This window comes from Microcoleus sp. FACHB-1515, assembly GCF_014696105.1.
Lineage (GTDB): Bacteria > Cyanobacteriota > Cyanobacteriia > Elainellales > Elainellaceae > JAAUTJ01.
The window spans coordinates 64227-82399 of the sequence record NZ_JACJPO010000041.1 but is presented as its reverse complement, the minus strand read 5'-3'; the positions used below and the strand labels follow the sequence as shown (position 1 = coordinate 82399).

16 protein-coding genes are annotated in these 18173 nt (G+C 52.7%); 4 read left to right on the top strand and 12 right to left on the bottom strand.

Annotation, left to right across the window (positions count from 1 at the left end):
* Nucleotides 1–37 precede the first annotated feature (37 nt).
* From tpiA to H6F67_RS14555, 3 genes are all read right to left on the bottom strand, one after another.
* The gene (gene tpiA / locus H6F67_RS14565) at nt 38–763 is read right to left on the bottom strand and encodes a triose-phosphate isomerase (protein ID WP_190767339.1); all 726 of its coding nucleotides are present in this window, start codon (nt 761–763) and stop codon (nt 38–40) included.
* A gap of 130 nt (nt 764–893) precedes the next feature.
* Complete coding sequence (locus H6F67_RS14560; RefSeq protein WP_190767338.1) at nt 894–2006, bottom strand: hypothetical protein; 1113 nt, start codon at nt 2004–2006, stop codon at nt 894–896.
* Nucleotides 2007–2211: 205 nt separating this feature from the next.
* A complete protein-coding gene (locus tag H6F67_RS14555; protein WP_190767337.1) occupies nt 2212–2778 on the bottom strand; it encodes a L,D-transpeptidase in 567 nt (188 codons plus the stop codon).
* Nucleotides 2779–3018: 240 nt separating this feature from the next.
* Here H6F67_RS14555 and sir point away from each other — a divergent pair, with 240 nt between their 5' ends.
* Nucleotides 3019–4935: a sulfite reductase, ferredoxin dependent gene (sir, locus tag H6F67_RS14550; protein ID WP_190767336.1), complete on the top strand. Its 1917-nt coding sequence runs from the start codon at nt 3019–3021 to the stop codon at nt 4933–4935.
* Between the two features lie 276 nt (nt 4936–5211).
* Here sir and H6F67_RS14545 read toward each other — a convergent pair whose 3' ends face one another.
* A complete protein-coding gene (locus H6F67_RS14545) occupies nt 5212–6102 on the bottom strand; it encodes a hypothetical protein (RefSeq protein WP_190767335.1) in 891 nt (296 codons plus the stop codon).
* Nucleotides 6103–6638: 536 nt separating this feature from the next.
* Between H6F67_RS14545 and H6F67_RS14540 the strand changes: the two genes are divergently transcribed.
* Nucleotides 6639–6947 (top strand): hypothetical protein, encoded by a 309-nt coding sequence (locus H6F67_RS14540; protein WP_190767334.1) that lies wholly within the window; start codon nt 6639–6641, stop codon nt 6945–6947.
* 95 nt (nt 6948–7042) lie between these two features.
* Here the strand turns inward: H6F67_RS14540 and H6F67_RS14535 are convergent, their stop codons facing one another.
* Nucleotides 7043–8224 (bottom strand): low temperature requirement protein A, encoded by a 1182-nt coding sequence (locus H6F67_RS14535; RefSeq protein WP_190767333.1) that lies wholly within the window; start codon nt 8222–8224, stop codon nt 7043–7045.
* 216 nt (nt 8225–8440) lie between these two features.
* Here H6F67_RS14535 and H6F67_RS14530 point away from each other — a divergent pair, with 216 nt between their 5' ends.
* Nucleotides 8441–10375, top strand: a complete 1935-nt coding sequence (locus H6F67_RS14530) for a primary-amine oxidase (protein ID WP_190767332.1) — start codon at nt 8441–8443, stop codon at nt 10373–10375.
* Nucleotides 10376–10598: 223 nt separating this feature from the next.
* Here the strand turns inward: H6F67_RS14530 and pth are convergent, their stop codons facing one another.
* From pth to H6F67_RS14510, 4 genes are all read right to left on the bottom strand, one after another.
* Nucleotides 10599–11213: an aminoacyl-tRNA hydrolase gene (pth, locus tag H6F67_RS14525; protein WP_190767331.1), complete on the bottom strand. Its 615-nt coding sequence runs from the start codon at nt 11211–11213 to the stop codon at nt 10599–10601.
* A 2-nt stretch (nt 11214–11215) separates the two neighbouring features.
* A complete protein-coding gene (locus tag H6F67_RS14520) occupies nt 11216–11527 on the bottom strand; it encodes a TatA/E family twin arginine-targeting protein translocase (RefSeq protein WP_190767330.1) in 312 nt (103 codons plus the stop codon).
* A 117-nt stretch (nt 11528–11644) separates the two neighbouring features.
* Entirely contained in the window at nt 11645–12565 is a 921-nt protein-coding gene (locus H6F67_RS14515) for a hypothetical protein (RefSeq protein WP_190767329.1), read from the bottom strand.
* A 35-nt stretch (nt 12566–12600) separates the two neighbouring features.
* Entirely contained in the window at nt 12601–14088 is a 1488-nt protein-coding gene (locus tag H6F67_RS14510) for a S10 family peptidase (protein WP_190767328.1), read from the bottom strand.
* A gap of 199 nt (nt 14089–14287) precedes the next feature.
* Between H6F67_RS14510 and H6F67_RS14505 the strand changes: the two genes are divergently transcribed.
* Nucleotides 14288–15460, top strand: a complete 1173-nt coding sequence (locus tag H6F67_RS14505; RefSeq protein WP_190767327.1) for a bifunctional sterol desaturase/short chain dehydrogenase — start codon at nt 14288–14290, stop codon at nt 15458–15460.
* On the opposite strand, the gene urtE is transcribed toward H6F67_RS14505, so the two are convergent.
* The 3 genes from urtE to urtC form a co-directional block, all read right to left on the bottom strand.
* Complete coding sequence (gene urtE / locus H6F67_RS14500) at nt 15457–16155, bottom strand: urea ABC transporter ATP-binding subunit UrtE (protein WP_190767384.1); 699 nt, start codon at nt 16153–16155, stop codon at nt 15457–15459. The two genes, H6F67_RS14505 and urtE, sit on opposite strands and share 4 nt — an antisense overlap.
* An 88-nt stretch (nt 16156–16243) precedes the next feature.
* Nucleotides 16244–17029 (bottom strand): urea ABC transporter ATP-binding protein UrtD, encoded by a 786-nt coding sequence (gene urtD, locus H6F67_RS14495; RefSeq protein ID WP_190767326.1) that lies wholly within the window; start codon nt 17027–17029, stop codon nt 16244–16246.
* Nucleotides 17007–18173 (bottom strand): urea ABC transporter permease subunit UrtC, encoded by a 1167-nt coding sequence (urtC, locus tag H6F67_RS14490; protein WP_190767325.1) that lies wholly within the window; start codon nt 18171–18173, stop codon nt 17007–17009. The genes urtD and urtC overlap by 23 nt, the downstream gene beginning before the upstream one ends.

Here is an 18173-nt window from a genome sequence, read left to right as displayed (position 1 = left end):
GATTGAAACTTCAACTTGAGCAGACGCGATCGCCAACCTACTTAAACGCCGCAATTCGAGCGAAATCTTCTGGAACCAGGCTGGCTCCACCGACCAGTGCGCCGTTGATCTCCGGCTGCGCCATAATTTCATCGATGTTGTTGGGCTTGACGGAACCGCCGTACTGAATTGGAACATCCAGATTGTCGAGGCGGCTGCGGATCAAGCCGATGACGCGATTGGCCTCGATCGATTCGCAGGTGTCGCCCGTGCCGATCGCCCAAATTGGTTCATACGCAATCACGAGATCGCGCTGATTGACATCCTGCAAATCCTGCTCAAGCTGCTTAAAGATAATGGCTTCGGTTTCGCCATTCACGCGCTGCTGGCGATTTTCCCCAACGCAAAGGATTGGGGTGATACCGTATTTCTGGGCGGCCTTCAGCCGCAGATTGACGCTCGCATCTGTTTCGCCAAAATATTCGCGGCGTTCACTGTGGCCGACGATGACGTAGCGCACGCCCAACTCCAGCAGCATGTCGCCGGAAATTTCACCTGTGTATGCGCCTGCGGCTTCCCAGTGGATATTTTGTGCGCCGACACGAATGCGACTGCCGTGTAAAGATTTTGACAGCGCAGCGATCGAAGTAAATGTCGGACAGATCACAAGCTCCCGGTCTTCTGGAATTTTCTCAACCAGCGGCATTAACCCATGCAGAAACGTCAGCGTTTCCGCCTGAGTTTTATACATTTTCCAGTTCCCGGCAATAACAGTTCTAGGCACGGCAGGCGAAGGTCGGGTGGATTACACTACGCCTTGCATCCTACCAGTAAACCTGTAACTCAGAATGAGGAATCAGGGGTGGGAAGTTCGGTAAAGCACCTCCAACGCCTTAACCCCTGATCCTCGATCGCTACCAGAGTGCCCGAACCGCCTGCCCGTTTTGAACGCTTGTGGTGGTTGTGGTCTGGTCGAAGGTTGTGCCGCCTGTTTGTCCAGTGGTGTTAGCAGGTGTGGGGAATGTGGTAGTTCCGGTTGCACCACCAGTTGTCCCGCCAGTTGTTCCACCAGTTGTGCCTGTCGTCGTTCCAGTGACGCCCGTTCCGGCTGTGCCTCCGGTTGTGCCTGTGGCAGTGGTGGCGGGAGCTTGAGCAATGCCTGCACCTGTTCCGGCTGCTTGAGCGGTTGTGCGCGAGCCAGCAACTCCAGGACTGACAACAGTGGGAGTTGCAGCGCGACCTGCGTTTCCGCCACCGCCTGCAACGCCAAGGTTATTCGACAGCGTGCCCTGTGTGCCTGTTTGTCCGGTGGTTTGTCCGTTCACAACTCGACCGTTGACGACGCTGTTGTTGGGGGTGCTTGTGCTTCCGGTTGCGCCTGTGCGAGGTGTACCAATGTTCGAGCTGTTGTTGCTGGTGCCGTTGTTGAAGTTAGAGGTTCCAGCCGGAGAAATTGGATTATTGGTGGTGCCTGTACTTCCAGTTGTGCCAGTTGTGCCAGTTGTGCCTGTTGTACTGCCCGGTGTATTCGTTTGCGTTCCGGGATTTCCCGTAGTGCTGGGGCTGTTCAACAGCGGAGGCGCACTGTTGATTGTGCCGCCGACGGGCTGATTGGGCTGCTGCAACGGTTGACTGCCGCCTGTCGTCGTTGTGCCGTTCGTTGTCCCTGTGTTTCCGGTGCCTGTAGTGCTGCCGCCTGTGGTTTGCCCGCCAACGGAACCGCCCGTTGTCGTTGCACCTGTGGTTCCGGTTGTGGTTCCGCTCGTGGTTCCACCTGTAGTTCCACTTGTTGTGCTACCTGTGGTTCCGCCCGTTGCGCCGCTTGTGGTTCCACCCGCTGAGCCACTGGACGAACCGCCCACCGACCCGCCTGTGGATTGAGCTTCTGCCCGATCGACGAATTGTTCGCTAATTGCATTAGGATTGGCGGCTAGATAAAGCGCCAGCGGAGCGCATAAAAATCCGGCAATTCCGGATGCGCCGATCGCGATCATCCAGCGCTTGTTTGATTGACGATTCGTGTTCATTTCGTTCCCTCCATGCGTTGAATACGAGCTAGAAAATTAAGAAATAAAGCGAAAGATAAACTTAGAATCTTATGACTCACGCTGATGTCGTTGCACAGCGACTATCTATGCACTGTAATAAGTATTTCTGCGATCGTTTATCTGCCTGGAGTGCGAGATCGATCGATTTAGCAGGTAGAGGTGTGCTCTCCCATCTGTATGAAAACTATCGCGTCACCGTCACCTTCATTCCGGGTTGAACGATTGCAAACAGTTCTTCAATATCTGGATTGAACATACGCAAACAGCCGTGCGAAGTTGCCGCCCCGACTGAATCTGGGTTTGATGTGCCGTGAAAGCCGATCGAATTTCTGCCGTCTGTCCAAAAGCCGATCCAGTGATCCCCGAGTGGGTTATTTGGATCGTCTGCGCCGATTTGTTCATCGGTCATGGGGTGAATCCAAATGGGGTTTTGAATCATCTGCATCACTTCAAATGTTCCGGTTGGTGTTTCCCAGCCCTGTTGACCGATCGCAATCGGATAAGTTTTCATCAAGCGATCGCCGCGATAGAGTCCGACTTCGCGCTGACTCAAGCTGACACGCAAATTCAGTTCAGTCGATTGGGCGATCTGCTGTTTGAGTTCAGTATGCTCCTCTGGCGTGATGACCGGAGTATTTGCTTGAGGTTCTTGAGGCCGCAAAAATGACGTTTGCGAAAGAACGATGAACGGCAAAAATCCGAGTAGGCCGATCGCGCCGACAAATCCAGCCAGTTTTGCAGAGCGGTTCATAACCGTAAAGCGATGAAAAGAACGGAACGTAGTGCGATCGAACGCGAAAACAGCAGGCGGTCGCATCAGTCGCAAGCTGGAAATCTTTGGCAATTGAACTTGTGAAGATCTGAAATCTTTCGTGATATTTGCTTGCTCACGAGTCGATCGATGCGATGCTAAGATCGATACTGACAATTCTCCCTAATGTCGATCGGATTATTGTAGTAATCTCGCCTTTGAATTCGCTTTATCGCCGCAATGGTCAACACTCCCACTCCCGTTTCGCCCGTGCAAAAGTCTTCCAAAATGGAAGGCATCAAAGAGCGTAGTCACGCCTTGCGCGAACCTGTCGCTACCGAAATTCTGCAAGACACCACGCACTTCACCGAAGAAGGCATTCAGATCCTCAAGTTTCACGGCTCCTACCAGCAAGACAACCGCGACAACCGCATCAAGGGGCAGGAGAAAGACTACCAGTTCATGCTGCGGACGCGCAACGCAGGCGGCTTCATTCCGCCGCAGCTTTATCTGGCGATGGACGAGATGAGCGATTCGTTTGGCAATCACACCTTGCGCGTCACGACTCGTCAGGGCTTTCAAATTCACGGCATTTTGAAGAAGAATCTGAAGGCAGCGATCGCCACGATCGTTCGCAACATGGGTTCGACTTTGGGCGCATGTGGCGACCTCAACCGCAACGTCATGGCTCCGCCCGCACCGTACAAAGACAAGCCCGAATACGTGATCGCCCGTGAATATGCGGACAACATCGCGGATCTGTTGATGCCTCGCACCGGAGCCTACTACGAAATTTGGCTGGACGGCGAACGGGCAATTACCGGAGAACCCAATCCTGAAATTCAAGCCGCGCTGAGTCGCAACGGCAACGGCACAGTCTTCCACGAAGGCGAAGAGCCGATCTACGGCACGTACTACATGCCGCGCAAATTCAAGTGCGCCATCACGGTTCCGGGCGACAACTCGATCGATCTGTTCTCGCAAGATGTCTCGCTCGTCGTGATCACCAACGACCAAGGCGAACTGCAAGGCTTCAACGTCTACGCAGGCGGCGGCTTGGGACGGACGCACAACAAAGAAGAAACCTTTGCGCGAATTGCCGACGAAATTGGCTACGTCGAAAAAGATGACATCTACGACGTGATGAAGGCGATCGTTGCCACGCAGCGCGACTATGGCGATCGCGTCAACCGCCGCCACGCCCGCATGAAATATCTGATCAACGATTGGGGCGTCGAAAAATTCCGCAGCGTTGTCGAAAGCTTTTGGGGCAAATCGTTTCAGCCGTTCCATCCCTTACCCGACTGGAAGTACAAAGATTTCTTGGGCTGGCACGATCAAGGCGATGGTCAACTGTTTCTGGGCATTTCGATCGAAAACGGTCGCATCCACGATACAGAAACGCTGAAGCTGAAAACCGCTCTGCGCGAAATCGAAGAAGAATATGCGCTGCCGATTCGCCTGACTGCCAATCACAACCTGGTTTTCTACGATATCGATCCGGAACTTCAGCCGGACATTCAGGCGATTCTCGATCGCTGCGGCATCAAAATGGAAACGGCGATCGATCCCCTCGTCCGCTATTCGATGGCCTGCCCCGCCCTGCCGACCTGCGGCCTTGCCGTCACCGAATCGGAGCGGGCGATGCCGGGAATTCTCGATCGCATCCGCGCCCTGCTCGACAAGGTCGGACTGGAGCAAGAACATTTCGTCACCCGCATGACCGGATGCCCGAACGGATGCGCTCGTCCGTATCTTGCAGAACTTGGCTTTGTCGGTCAGTCGCCCAGCAGCTACCAGATCTGGCTGGGAGCCGACCCGCACCAAACCCGCCTCGCTCAGCCGTATCTCGACAATCTGCACATCGACAATCTTGAAGCTGCCCTAGAGCCGCTGTTTGTCTACTTCAAGCAGGAAAAGCAAGAGCGCGTCGAGCCGGAAAGCTTCGGTGATTTTTGCGATCGCGTCGGCTTTGATGCCCTGCGTCGCTATGCCGCTGCCTATCAGCCCACACCCGCCAAAGTGCGCGGCAAATATCGGGTCGGCATTCGCGATGAGGTGTACGATCGCCTCAAGAAACACGCCACAGAAAAAGGCGTTCACATGAGCGAAATTTCGTCTAAAGCGATCGAAGCTTATCTGAATACGATCGAGTAGGTTTGAAGTTGAATTCGTTTTGTTTCGCTCGATCGTCTTTACGATGGTCGAGCGATTTTTGTTGTTTGGACAGTTTCAGCCACAGTAGCGGAACTGAACTTTAATCAAACATGACAAAAAAGAATATCTCAGCAAATTTCGGCATTCATCAATGGAAACCTAACGTTGCTGTTCAACGGTTACAGATCAACCTTGCTCCCCTACAAGCAGAACCCAACAATCCGCTGCAACAGCGTTGTTAGCTGAGAGGCACGCCGATTGCCCTTCAATACGCTCTTAAAATACGTCTTCTTGTTCACGTCTGTATATGGTGTAGTCATCTGCAAAACGCTTTATTCTTATCAAACATTTTTTCTCAAGAAGCTGTCGTTCCACATCATCAGGAGTGTAATTATCGTTTTCTAGCTCAGAAAACCACCGATGTTTGCCTATTAGAAGAGTAGCAAAAAATGTTTGAGAACAAGCTAAATATTGAAGCAAAGAGCGAAGGGTTGCAGTCGCCATCTCCACGTAGCTATCTGTAACTGAATCCCCGATGTACGCGATGAAATCGACATGTCCAGCCCTTGACAGCCATGAATAAGTATCTTTTCTCATCTCATGTAGATGCGCGACGATTTCAGGCTCAGCACCGATCATGTTCATCTCAATATTGCTAAGAGTCTTTCGTATTCGTCCAGGTGAAAGGTTTTTCCGCCAGTGTTTCAAGGTGTCTTCTTTAGCATCAAATGACTTTATAAAATCCATAAGAGTAGCTTCATCACCAGCACAAGCAATAGTGAGATCAAACGTCTCTACCAAATATCTAAATACCAAACGTGAATGATTCCCAGCACCACTTAAATTCCGAATAATACTGATTGAATCAGCTATATTTTGGAGCAAGCTTGTAAAGCATAGTGATGTCAACTTATTGTCATTGAACCAGAGCATAGGAATATCATCATTTTGCCTTGAATGGAAGATTATCCAGAGTGTCAAGACATTTGCAAATGCAAAGTCAAGAAGTTTTAACTCACGCTGAACAAGTGATGTAATTTTGGGAAGTCGATCCTGGCGGTTTTTTGTGTAAGTATTAACAACATTGCGAATATCTTCAAGAAGTTCCTCAGGTGATTCTTCAAGTAACTTTTGCTCATCTTCAGAGATTATTATTTCAGGTTTCATGTTTAATAAAGAAAGTTGAAGAACTAAAGCCTGGGTTTCTAGCTAACAATTATTAGGTGGAAAGCTTCCACACAACATCCCGTAGCGGGTGATTAGGCCGAATCATTCTGCATAACATCCGTGTTTGGCGTTTAGGCCGAACCTTTCCGCACAATATGCTGCTTGAGGTGATTAGGTCGAAATGTTCGTCTTTTCTTAATTGTCTTTGACCCAGTTCGATACCGTTTTGCAAGCTGCGCGGCCAGCAAAGCTGCTCCGTTCCCGATCGCCCCCTCTTGCAAAAATCCTCCAGACGTTGTAGCCTCAGTTATCGCTTTTTCCGATGCGCCGAAGCGTTCCAAGGGAGTGCTACCAACACACCCAAGGAACTAACCCTCAAAACTGATCTCGCCAGCTTGAAGGCTAGCTTCGATTGTATCTGCTAGCCGTCTTGCTGTACGCAGTGAGGCGGCTTCGTTGTGCATGGAGGCAGGGTGCAGCGGATGGGTGCGATCCGCCGCTGCGTTTCTCACGTGCCCATTAGTAGAGACGATCGAATGACTTACGAAAACTACAGAGACTACGACGCGATCGAACCGTTTGAGCTACCGGAACCGTTCTTGCCGATCGAACCCGAACCGCCGCGCCCCGTGTTTTTGCCGCCCGTGAATGACCCGGAAGTGCTGCGCGTGTTGGCAGTCGGGTCGCGTCCCGTCGTGGATCGATTTGTGCATCTGCTGCATTGCGCCAGCATCGCGCACTCTGCCGAATGGACACCGTTGATCCCGACGCCAAATCCCGGTGAGTTCATGCGGATGTTGACCAAGCGCATTCCGCTTCAGTCGGACGATGTGAGTTCGCGCTGATCGGATTGGTGCGATCGTGCCGTCCCGAAACGGTATCGAACCTCACAAAAGCCGCCGTTGGTGCAGGGCGAACGGCGGCAGTTTCAAACACAAAGTTAGGCCAGCGGTGATTCGTCTTTTTGCCAGCCAGCGGGATGACCTTGATAGAGATCGAGTCCGACTTGACTGATGCAGACGATCGCCACCGTCAGCGCGATCGCGACTGGCGACCAGTTGACAGCAGCAATGGCAAGAACCAGCAGGACGATCGCCGCCGCAATTCGATGGCGCGTTCTCGATTTGCAAAAGAAAATCACGCCTGTACGGTGCAGCAGCGCTAGCGATAAGAAGCACAAAGCGAGTGAGCCGCACACCAGCCAGCGATCGAGCGTGGACAGCGGTGCATTGGACTCGGCCAAAATCAAATGCTCAACGCCGACTCCCGCCGCTGCCAGTCCGATGACAAGCGGCAAATGGCCGAAGAGCCACACTTGAAAGACGCGAAGGCGTCCGGTTTCACCTGCTGCTCGCAGTGCCGCACTGCCAACATTTTCAAAGTAGATCCACCACAAGCAAAACGCGCAGACAAATCCCAACGCTGCCGTAATTTCGCTCCAGCCGTCCCACTCCATTTCTGAAACGCCATTCACAACGGCGATGATCGCTTCGCCCAGCACAATGATCGTGAACAGGCCAAATCGCTCCGGCAAATGTTCCAAATCCGGCAGCAAATTTCGCTGATATCTGGCTGCGGTGATCGGCGTGGCAAAATCAATCAGCAGCGCGATCGCCCACAGGCCAAACCGAATTGGGATCGGCACAAAAATGGAAATCACCCACAAAGCGGCGGCGATCGAAAACCCGATCGCGAAGTGCGTCGTCAGGCCGCGAGCACTGGGAATCGATCGACCCGCCCGCAGATATTCGCCAATCAGCACGATGCGAGCCGCCACATATGACAGGGCAAACCCGACGGAAGTATCGCTGAGTCCATGATGCACGTTGACAGCAAGCGCGGCGATCGTCAACATCTGAATGCCCATCAGCAGACGACGGCTGATATCATCGCTGTCGAAGCGATTGGCGTAAAACGTTGCGCCAATCCACGTCCACCAGACGGGCAGAAATAGCGCAACAAATCCGACAAATCCCACTATCGACGTGTCGTCGCTGAGGTTGTGCGCCAGTTGCGACACGGCCACGACAAACACTAAGTCATAAAACAGTTCTAGCCAGGTCGCATGACGGGGGGCTTCTTCGCCAACCCGCAGCCGAGGCGGTTGCAGCCAGCTAGTCATAGGCTTGACTCCGCAGTGAATGATAACAATCAAGATTTAGTGAATGATAACAATCAAGATTTAGTGATTGTCGCACTGCTAAGTGGAAGCGGGCGCTTGCCCATTTGCCGAAAATTGCCTGCTGGCTGTAGCGTGAAAGAATCCGCCTTGTGAAGAAAGAGGCGCGATCGCTGAACACAGCAAATCTCTTCAATTTATCTGTTCCATTTATTTTGTATGACAGTCACACAAAATTTTTCGACGAAGCTGGTGAACCTGCCCGAAGTGAAGCATCCGCTGGAGCCGTTGGGATCCGAAGAAGTGGCGGCGGCAGTGGCGATCGTTCGGACGGCTCAGAATGTGGGTGAAACGTTTCGCTTCCCCTGTGTGACGCTGCATGAACCGCCGAAAGAGTTCGTTTTGAACTTTCAATCTGGCGATCAATTCGATCGCCAAGCTTTCTTAATTTTGCTGAACAATCAAACCGGGGAAGCCTTTGAAGCGATCGTGTCGCTCACTCAGCAAACAGTCATTGATTGGAAGCATGTTCCTGATATTCAGCCGAATATTATGGCGGATGAGCTATCCGAATGCGAAGCGGCGGTAAAGGCGCATCCGGATTTTCAAGCCGCCATTGCCAAGCGTAATTTGACGCTTGAATCGGTCGTGGTTGATCCTTGGGCGATCGGGCATTTTGGCATCGAAGATGAAGAAGGTGTGCGATTGTCGCGCTGTTTGTGTTATGTCCGATCGACGCCGGAAAGCAATTTTTATGCACGTCCGATCGATGGTTTAATTCCAGTGGTTGACCTCAACAAAATGGAGGTTGTGCAAATTGAAGATTTGGGGATTGTTCCGGTTCCGCCGGAAACTGGAGAGTATGAACCGCAGTTTCAGCCAAGTTTGCGATCGGATATCAAGCCTTTGCAAATTACGCAGCCGGAAGGAGTGAGCTTTTCGATCGATGGTCACGAAATTCGCTGGCAAAAATGGCGAATGCGAATTGGGTTTACGCCGCGAGAAGGACTGGTTCTCTATCAGGTTGGCTATGAGGATCAAGGACGGCTGCGATCGATTCTCTATCGCGTTTCGCTCGCTGAAATGGTTGTGCCGTATGGCGATCCGCGTCCGCAGCACTATCGCAAAAATGCGTTTGATGTGGGTGAGCATGGCGTGGGAATGCTGGCGAATTCGCTGGAATATGGCTGCGATTGTGTGGGTGAGATTCGCTATTTTGACGCGCATTTGACGAACAGTCGCGGCGAAGTTTCTACGATTAAAAATGCGGTTTGTCTGCATGAAGAAGATTTCGGCATGTTGTGGAAGCACACGGATTGGCGGCGGGATGCTGTTGAAGTGAGGCGATCGCGTCGTCTCGCCCTTTCCTTCATCGCGACTGTCGATAATTATGAATACGCTTTCTTCTGGTATTTCTACCAGGACGGCACGATTCAATATGAAGTCAAGCTGACTGGAATTCTGCTGGTTGGTGCGCTGGCCGATCAGCCGAAATACGGCACGGTGGTTGCACCGGAAGTGAATGCAATTAATCATCAGCATTTCTTCAGTTTGCGGCTGGATTTTGATTTGGACGGCTGCGAAAATTCGGTTTATGAAGTGAATACGGAAGCGGAACCAATGGGGGCAGAAAATCCGTATGGCAATGCGTTTTATGCGGTTCCGACGCTGCTGGAAACGGAGCAGGCGGCGCAACGGCTGATCGATCCGCTGACGGCTCGCTATTGGAAGGTGGTGAATCCGAATGTGAAGAATCGGTTGGGTCAGGCAGTAGGCTACAAGATTGTTCCGGGCGAAAATGTCTTGCCGTTCGCGCATCCGGATTCACCGATTTTGAAGCGGGCGGGGTTTATGACGAAGCATCTTTGGGTGACGCCGTATGCTGTGAATGAGCGCTATTCGGCGGGGGATTATCCGAATCAGCATCCGGGGGGTGAGGGGTTGCCTCTGTGGACGCAGGCGGATCGATCGATCGCCAACACCGATCTGGTGGTTTGGTACACGTTTGGGCATCATCACATTCCGCGTCCGGAGGATTGGCCTGTGATGCCGACGGCTTATTCGGGGTTTATGCTCAAGCCTGTCAGCTTTTTTGATGCGAATCCAGCGTTGGATGTGCCGCCGCTGCCGAAGCAGGAAAAACGCTGTCACTAGGTTGGACTTTTGGGAGGCAAACGGATTTTTTGCCTTTTTGATGGCTTTTGGTTTCCGAGCCAGTGGAGGCTAGGGGCGCTGCCCCTCCTCCACACCTCCAACCCCGGCAGGGAGATTGCATTTCCCTGCACCCTACGCAAGGGCATGTCTGTGGGTGTCAATGTGGCGCTACGCATCTGCTTACCCGCCGCGTCCCTCGTTTCTGAACCTCCTGCCTTCTGACCTAACCTGTTGACGGAAGCTCGATCGATCGATTGTTGTACAAACTCATCGCTTTGGAAACGCCTTGTTTGAGGCTGAGTTCGATCGCGCTGACGGTGAGATTGAGGACTTCGGTGATGATTTTGGCTTCGGTGGGGGAGAAGTGGCCGAGGACGTGGCCGACAGCATCTTTTTGTCCGGCGCTGCCGATGCCGATGCGGAGGCGGGGAAAGTTTTGGGTTCCGAGGTGGGAAATGGCGGATTTCATGCCGTTTTGTCCGCCTGCTGAGCCGGAGAGTCGCAGGCGCAGTCTGCCGACGGGCAAATCCATGTCGTCGTAGATGACGAGGACGGATTCGGGTGGGAGTTTGTACCAGTCGAGGACGGCGCGGATCGATTGGCCGGACAGGTTCATGTAGGTTGTGGGCTTGAGCAGGCGAATTTTTTGTGCTCCGAAGTGTCCTTCGCCAAACAGTCCTTGAAATTTGCGGTTTTCGCTCAGCGAAATTTGCCAGGTACGCGCCAACCGATCGATCGCCTCAAAGCCGATGTTGTGGCGAGTGCGATCGTATTTTGCGCCCGGATTGCCTAAACCAACGATCAGTTGCGGAATGACGATCGCCGCAGATTCCGTCATGACTAGCTGGGCTGTTGCGAGGGTTCTTCGACGATTTCGGCGTCTTGCGTTTCTGATTCTGCCGATTCGCCAGAGGCGATCGCTTTTGGTTCTGGTTCTTCGAGCTTGGCCTGCATCGTCGTCGTGGTCGGCTTTTCGATTCGTTCGGCTTCGCGCTTGAACTCGGTTTCAAATTCTTTGGAGGCGTCTTGGAAGCCTTTGATCGCTTTGCCCATGCTACGACCAATTTCGGGCAGCTTCTTTGGCCCAAAGACAAGCAGCGCGACGATCATAATCAGCGCCATTTCCGGCAAGCCAATTCCAAAAACGTTCACAGAACTTTCCTCCGACAAGACAGGGCGATCGCAATCTCAGCGTCCTTTCCAATTGTAATCAGGATTGGGCGATCGCTCGTTTGCGAAAGTGGGGCGATCGCGTTCCGACCAACGCTCCTAGAAGAAAGCAGAGCGCGTCGGGTTGGTCGCAAGGACGATAATTGAGGCAGTGTAGGTATTGGGTTCGTTGGCAGGAGCGATCGAAAGAAATGCTTGCCAGGGCTGTCCTTCGTCATCTCGCAGCGTCAAGAAACTCCAAACGCTTGCATCGGCGGTGTCGCTAGCTTGCTGCGTCCAACCTGCCTGCTCAAGCTGCGAAACATAGTGAGCCACCAGTGCTTGATCGGTCAGCGAACTTTCGATGTTGGCAGTCGAACTCCAATTGTCCTCTGATCCGCCGCCGCCTGCTGCCCGAACTTGAGTGTTGGGTGGAGCGGTCAACTCTGGCAGCGGAATGGATGCTGCTGGATCTCGCATAGTCACTTCTTCGGGGCGATCGCAAGGGGAATACGGTTCATTCGCTGTATTTTTCAGTTGCAAACTCACTGTTGCCGCCTGATTATTTGACAAAGCTCTAACCGAGACAAGAATGAGTTGATCGTCTTTGCAGAAAGTAGAAGGAATGCCGAAAGGAAATCCGTCAATTTCCGTCGAGACAAATCCCGGACTAGTGAAGTCTTCGCCTTCTCTCCATCCAGCGCGGCTGAGTTGTTCTTGATAAAAATCTCTTGCTTGCTGAGGCGATCGCGGCACATCTAAATAAATTAGATAATCATAGAGTGAAAAATTTTCTTGACTTTCAGTCGAAACAATACTGCCGATAATCCGAGCCTGATCTGGAAGCGGCAAATCGATCGGCAGATCAGACGGCAACCGCCCCAGCACAACTTCAGAATCCGTTCCAACCATTCGCAAAAGCAATTCGCGCTGCAAATCTTGCTCCGAAGCGGTGGGCGTTTGAGCAACTGCTCCGCCATCCCAAACTGTCCATACACTCAAAACCGATGCGAATAAAAGCGATCGATTGAAAAGGCGCATGATTTTTGTTCCTCAGTGAAATGACGAAATCAAACTTAGGTGATCGCCCCTTGATAAAACTTTTGCATTTCGCCAAACCATTCTTGACGCGATGCATCCCAAGCGTAAAACATGTGACCACCTTGGTAATGTTTCAAAGTGAGATTCGATCGAATTTCCGGATCGAGCTTCATTAGATTTGCTAAATAGTTGGAGGAAAAATAAGGTGTGACCAAATCAAAAAATCCGTGCGTGATGTAGACCTGCATGAAGGGATTTAAGGTCATGCCGACGCGCAGATCATCGATCGCTCCAACGAAGCCTTGTTTGAAGTCGCCTTTAATATCAAACTTCCAGGCTTTGAACACTTCAAAATTCAAAAGATGGTAGGTCAAATCGGTTTCCACGCCCAACGTATCGCGCAGATGACTGTTAATTGCTCCGGTAAATAAGCGATCGAGTCCGTCCAAAGTCGGATCGCTGCCTTCATACAAAGGTCGATCGGGAAACGGATCGATTCCGATAATCGACGCATCGTAAAGGCCAACAATTCGCTGGCGATCGCGCAAGAGTTCTCTGGCAAATGTCTCAAAGCTGATGCGTCCGCCTTGCTGTTTGACCACGCTCAACGGCAAACCAATTAAGCCCGCTAGCTGCTCGTAAGCTAACTGGCGATCGGCTTCGGGATACGCCGCACCGATCGCCAGCAGGGGAATCAGCGTTTTGTGGGCGAACTGTTCAGCGGCTTGGAGGTGCGCCTGCAAGTCTCCCGGTTGGCCTGCCCAAGTTGCGCGATCGTGATGTGCGGCTGAGGCCGCCAGCGAAGGCAACAGCGTCGCCCAAGTCGTGACGTTGTAGTCGCTGCCTGCCAGCAGGCTAAATTCCAGGGCGGGCGAAATCAAGATTGAGCCGGACAGTCCAACGCCAAATTCCTGTTGCAGTTTGCGAGCTAGCCGAGCGACGCGAAAGCCGCCGTAGCTTTCACCCGCAATGAAAATCGGAGACAGCCAGCGCTTGTGCTGCGACAGAAATCGCTGGATGAATTCTCCGATCGAATTCAAATCGCGCTCCACTTCCCAAAATTTAATTTCCTTTGGTTCGTCCGTGTCGCCTTCAGGTTTCTCGCCGGATTTCTCAGCAGCTTTTTCGGTCGGAACGCTGCGGCTAAAGCCCGTCCCGATCGGATCGATGAACACCAAATCGCTGAAGCTCAGCCAGCTTTCCGCATTGTCCGTCAGGCGCACGGGTGGCTTGGGCAGGCGACCTTGTTCGCCAAACTGAATGCGCTGGGGGCCGATCGCGCCCATGTGCAGATAGGCTGAAGCCGCACCGGGGCCGCCATTCACCACAACCGTCAGGGGACGCACCTCGCTCGACTCGGCCAGATATGCGACGTGAAACATTTCGGCAGCAGGCTTTTCGCGCTCATACAGCGTTTGCCAACTGGCGATCGCTCGATAGCGAAGTTGCTGGTTCGGCAGCGTCAGAACATGCTCTGTCGTGCTGGATTTGCGCGGGGTAAAAGTCGAGTTCGAGTCGGTCATGTTGAGAAAATCAGTTGCGATCGCCAGTTCCGTTCATCCTAACAGTGGCGCTTTGCGGTTGAACTTGCTGTGAAGACTTCCTTTTGCCGACTGGAGCGATTACACTATCAGATGGTTACAAAAAGTAAAGCATTGCATTGAAGAAATTGCGATCGATTTCAATGCTCTAGATAAAACCTCGGTGCATTCAGTTTAAAAGATGGATTCTAAGCAAATTCTTATTCAAATCTTACTGGCAGTTTTAGCAACCGTAATCGCTGAGTTAATCCGCGATCTTTATCACGTTGCCGGACATTATTGGTCGCCCTTACAAGCGGCGCATACGCTGCATCACAAAGCCTATCGCCGCGATCTATCCATTGTCAGTTTAGAAGCCTATCGCAAAGCGCAGTGGCACAACGACACGCCGGAAGCCACTGCTATGCTGTTACTCACAGGCGCGATCGCGTTTGCATTTGCTCAACCTGGATTGTGGTTCGGCTGCTTATATTCCGCCGGATTTCTGGCAACGGCAATTGCGCGATCGCAAGGCTTTTTGTTAGAAACAGATTTGACGCACAAGCCCGGAGACTTAACTGAAATTCCTTCAGTTTGGACAGTCAATCGCACCTATCATTGGCGGCATCATTTCGACCAGGGAAACGCTTATTTCTGCGGACACTACACTTTTCTAGACAAAATGCTGGGAACCAGTTTATCGCTGAAAGGCAAAACGATCGCCATCACGGGCGCATCCGGCACAATGGGGCGATCGCTCATGTCTGAATTGGCAAAACAAGGCGCAAAGCTGATCGCCATTACAACGGCAACCGATGCCCAATTCGACGTTCCGGCTGAAGTGATCGTTTGGCAATCGGGAGCCGAAACCAAACTGCGCGATCGCCTCCAAAAAGTCGATATTTTGATTATCAATCACGGCATTAATGTTCATGGCGATCGCACACCCGAAGCGATTGCGCGATCGTTTGAGATTAATACTTTTTCCGCTTGGCGATTCGCTGAACTGTTTCTAAGTACCGTGCAAAAGTCGAGCGATCGCGCCCTCAAAGAACTGTGGATTAACACCTCGGAAGCAGAAGTGAGTCCAGCTTTGAGTCCGCTCTATGAATTGTCAAAACGAACGCTCGGTGATTTGATCACGCTACGCCGACTCGATGCACCTTTCACCATTCGCAAGCTGATTTTAGGTCCGTTCAAAAGTAATTTGAATCCGGTCGGTGTGATGTCAGCCGACTGGGTGGCTTGGGCGATCGTCGCTTTAGCCAAACGAGATTTTCGCGACATTATTGTGACGATTAATCCGCTCACTTATATTTTCTTTCCGGTTAAGGAAGTGCTGCGATCGCTCTACTTCCGCCTGTTTTCCCGCTAGACTGCCAAGAACCTTTGAATCACTTCGTTGCTGAGTTCGCTGGTGGAACCGGATGCCACAATGCCGCCTTTTTGCATCGCGTAGTAGCGATCGGCCTGCCGGACAAAGTGCAAATGCTGCTCGACTAGCAGCACGGAAATTCCGGTTGTGGCGACGATGCGGCGCACAGCGGCCTCGATGTCCAGAATAATCGAGGGCTGAATGCCTTCAGTCGGTTCGTCTAAGACGAGAAGTTGAGGCTGACCCATCAGGGCACGGGCGATCGCCAACTGCTGCTGCTGTCCGCCGGAAAGATCGCCGCCCATCCGCCACAGCATTGATTTGAGGACAGGGAACAGATCGAAGATTTCCTCCGGGATGTCTTGCGATCGCGTCCTTTGAGTGCGGGCTTCGAGTCCGAGCAGCAAATTTTCCTTCACGGTCAGGCGCGGGATCACTTCGCGACCTTGGGGGACATAGCCGATTCCCATGCGGGCGCGGCGATCGGGCGATCGACCCAAAACCGACTGTCCGGCAAAGACGATGCTGCCGCTGCGGGGGTTGAGCAGACCCATGATCGTTTTGAGCAGCGTGGTTTTGCCGACGCCGTTGCGCCCAATCAGACAGACCATTTGGCCTTGCGGCACGGTCAGATCGACGTTGCGTAAGATGTGGCTTTCACCGTAGAAGACGTTCAGCCCGGATACTTGCAGCATCGGCTGGGTCGATCGCGCTTCGAGAGGGGCGGCTTGGGTTTGAGTCATTTTTCTTCAGGGCTAGATTCTGTTGCTGGCTGCGATCGCTTCAGATCACAGGCTCATGAACGCTGGTAGGTGTCGGATCGTGGTCTTCTTCTGGCGTTCCCAAATAAACTTCGATGACGCGGGGATCAGACTGCACCTCGTCCATCGAGCCTTCACACAGCACCGATCCCTGATGCAGGACGGTGACTTTGTTGGCAATCTGGCGAACGAACTCCATGTCGTGTTCGATCACGACGATCGTGTGACTTTCAGCGAGTGCCAGCAACAGATCTCCGACCTTTTCGGTTTCTTCGTCGGTCAGTCCGGCGACAGGTTCATCGACCAGCAGCAGATCCGGCGATTGGGCAACGAGCATTCCGATTTCGAGGCGTTGCTTTTCGCCGTGCGACAAGAGGGCGGCAGGAATGTCGGCTTTGATGGTCAGATCGATCGTCTCCAGCAGGCTTTTCACCGATCGCTTTTCGTCAGAAGGCGTCGGACGAAACAGCGTCGGAAAAACGTCTTTGGTGCGATTGCCTGCCAGTTCCAAATTTTCACGTGGCGTCAGATTCAGGTAAACTCTCGGCGTTTGGAATTTGCGACCGATGCCGAGTCGAGCGCGTTTGTGTTCCGGGAGCGATCGCAAATCGCGGCCTTGAAATCGCACTTTGCCCTCGGTCGGCTTCACCTTTCCTGTAATCACGTCGAGGAACGTGGTTTTTCCGGCTCCGTTGGGGCCAATGATCACGCGCAATTCGCCTGTTTCGACGCTGAAGGTGAGATGGTTCAGCGCTTTGAAGCCGTCGAAGCTGACTGTGACATCTTCAATCTCTAGAATTTTGCTCATATTCCACCTCTGGATCTTCAAGTCCGGGATAAGTCGTTACACGGCGGCGACCTCGAATCGATCGCCACAGTTCGCGGCCTTGCGATCGCACCAAGCCGACAATGCCGTTCGGCAGCACCAGCACCACAATCAGAAACAAAGCGCCCTGGAAAAACAGCCAAATATCCGGAAATTGCTCGCTCAGTCGGCTTTTTGCCAGGTTGACGGCCAGCGCACCTAGCACGGCTCCCACAAGAGAAGCGCGTCCGCCGACTGCCACCCAGATCACCATTTCGATCGAGAAGGCAATATCCATCGCTTTCGGGGAAATGATTCCGGTTTGCAGCGTGAACAAGGCTCCGGCGAGTCCCGCCAGTGCGCCCGACACGGCAAACACGAGAACTTTGAATCCGGTTGGGTCGTATCCCGTAAAGCGGACGCGGCTTTCGTCATCGCGAATTGCCATCAGCAAGCGGCCAAACCGTCCACTCGTTAGCCAGCGACAGACGACATAGGCCACCGCCAGAAACAGAACGGTGTAGATGTAGAAGAAGTATTGCGATCGCGCACTGCCGACCATGCCGCCAAAGAACATCTTGAAGTCGGTCAGGCCGTTCGTGCCGTTAATTAATTTCTGCTGGCCGTTGAACAGATTGAAGAAGATAATCGTCATCGCCTGCGTCAAGATCGAGAAGTAAACGCCGCGAATTCGGTTGCGAAAAACCAAGTAGCCCAGCAGTCCGGCTGCGATCGCCGGAATTGCCAGCAGTGCCACAGCCGTAAACGGAAACGAGAAAAACGGCTTCCAAAACCAGGGCAGTTCCGTGACGCCATACAGCGACATAAATTCGGGTAGCTGGCTGGTGGCATCCGGGGGAAATTGCAGCTTCAGGTGCATCGCCAGCGCGTAGCCGCCCAGCGCAAAGAATACGCCGTGCCCCAAGCTCAACAGTCCCGTATAGCCCCAGATCAAATCAATGCCCAAAGCGACGATCGCCAGCGCCAAAAATCGCCCCAGCAAATTCAGCCGAAAGCCCGAAATCACCAGCGGAATCACGAAAATCAGAAAGAGGACGATCGCCAGCACGATCGCGGCTTCCACAAGCAGCGGCTTGTATTTTGTCCAGTTGACGGCACGAGAGCCGATCGCAGGTTGAACAGTCAT

Excerpts from the sequence above, each read along its gene's own strand:
- pth (WP_190767331.1), bottom strand. The coding sequence starts at position 11,213 with ATGACGGAATCTGCGGCGATCGTCATTCCGCAACTGATCGTTGGTTTA.
- H6F67_RS14545 (WP_190767335.1), bottom strand. The coding sequence starts at position 6,102 with ATGAAACCTGAAATAATAATCTCTGAAGATGAGCAAAAGTTACTTGAA.
- H6F67_RS14510 (WP_190767328.1), bottom strand. The coding sequence starts at position 14,088 with ATGACCGACTCGAACTCGACTTTTACCCCGCGCAAATCCAGCACGACA.
- sir (WP_190767336.1), top strand. The coding sequence starts at position 3,019 with ATGGTCAACACTCCCACTCCCGTTTCGCCCGTGCAAAAGTCTTCCAAA.
- H6F67_RS14535 (WP_190767333.1), bottom strand. The coding sequence starts at position 8,224 with ATGACTAGCTGGCTGCAACCGCCTCGGCTGCGGGTTGGCGAAGAAGCC.
- H6F67_RS14560 (WP_190767338.1), bottom strand. The coding sequence starts at position 2,006 with ATGAACACGAATCGTCAATCAAACAAGCGCTGGATGATCGCGATCGGC.
- H6F67_RS14555 (WP_190767337.1), bottom strand. The coding sequence starts at position 2,778 with ATGAACCGCTCTGCAAAACTGGCTGGATTTGTCGGCGCGATCGGCCTA.
- urtE (WP_190767384.1), bottom strand. The coding sequence starts at position 16,155 with ATGCTGCAAGTATCCGGGCTGAACGTCTTCTACGGTGAAAGCCACATC.
- urtC (WP_190767325.1), bottom strand. The coding sequence starts at position 18,173 with ATGACTGTTCAACCTGCGATCGGCTCTCGTGCCGTCAACTGGACAAAA.
- urtD (WP_190767326.1), bottom strand. The coding sequence starts at position 17,029 with ATGAGCAAAATTCTAGAGATTGAAGATGTCACAGTCAGCTTCGACGGC.
- H6F67_RS14530 (WP_190767332.1), top strand. The coding sequence starts at position 8,441 with ATGACAGTCACACAAAATTTTTCGACGAAGCTGGTGAACCTGCCCGAA.
- H6F67_RS14515 (WP_190767329.1), bottom strand. The coding sequence starts at position 12,565 with ATGCGCCTTTTCAATCGATCGCTTTTATTCGCATCGGTTTTGAGTGTA.
- H6F67_RS14540 (WP_190767334.1), top strand. The coding sequence starts at position 6,639 with ATGACTTACGAAAACTACAGAGACTACGACGCGATCGAACCGTTTGAG.
- H6F67_RS14505 (WP_190767327.1), top strand. The coding sequence starts at position 14,288 with ATGGATTCTAAGCAAATTCTTATTCAAATCTTACTGGCAGTTTTAGCA.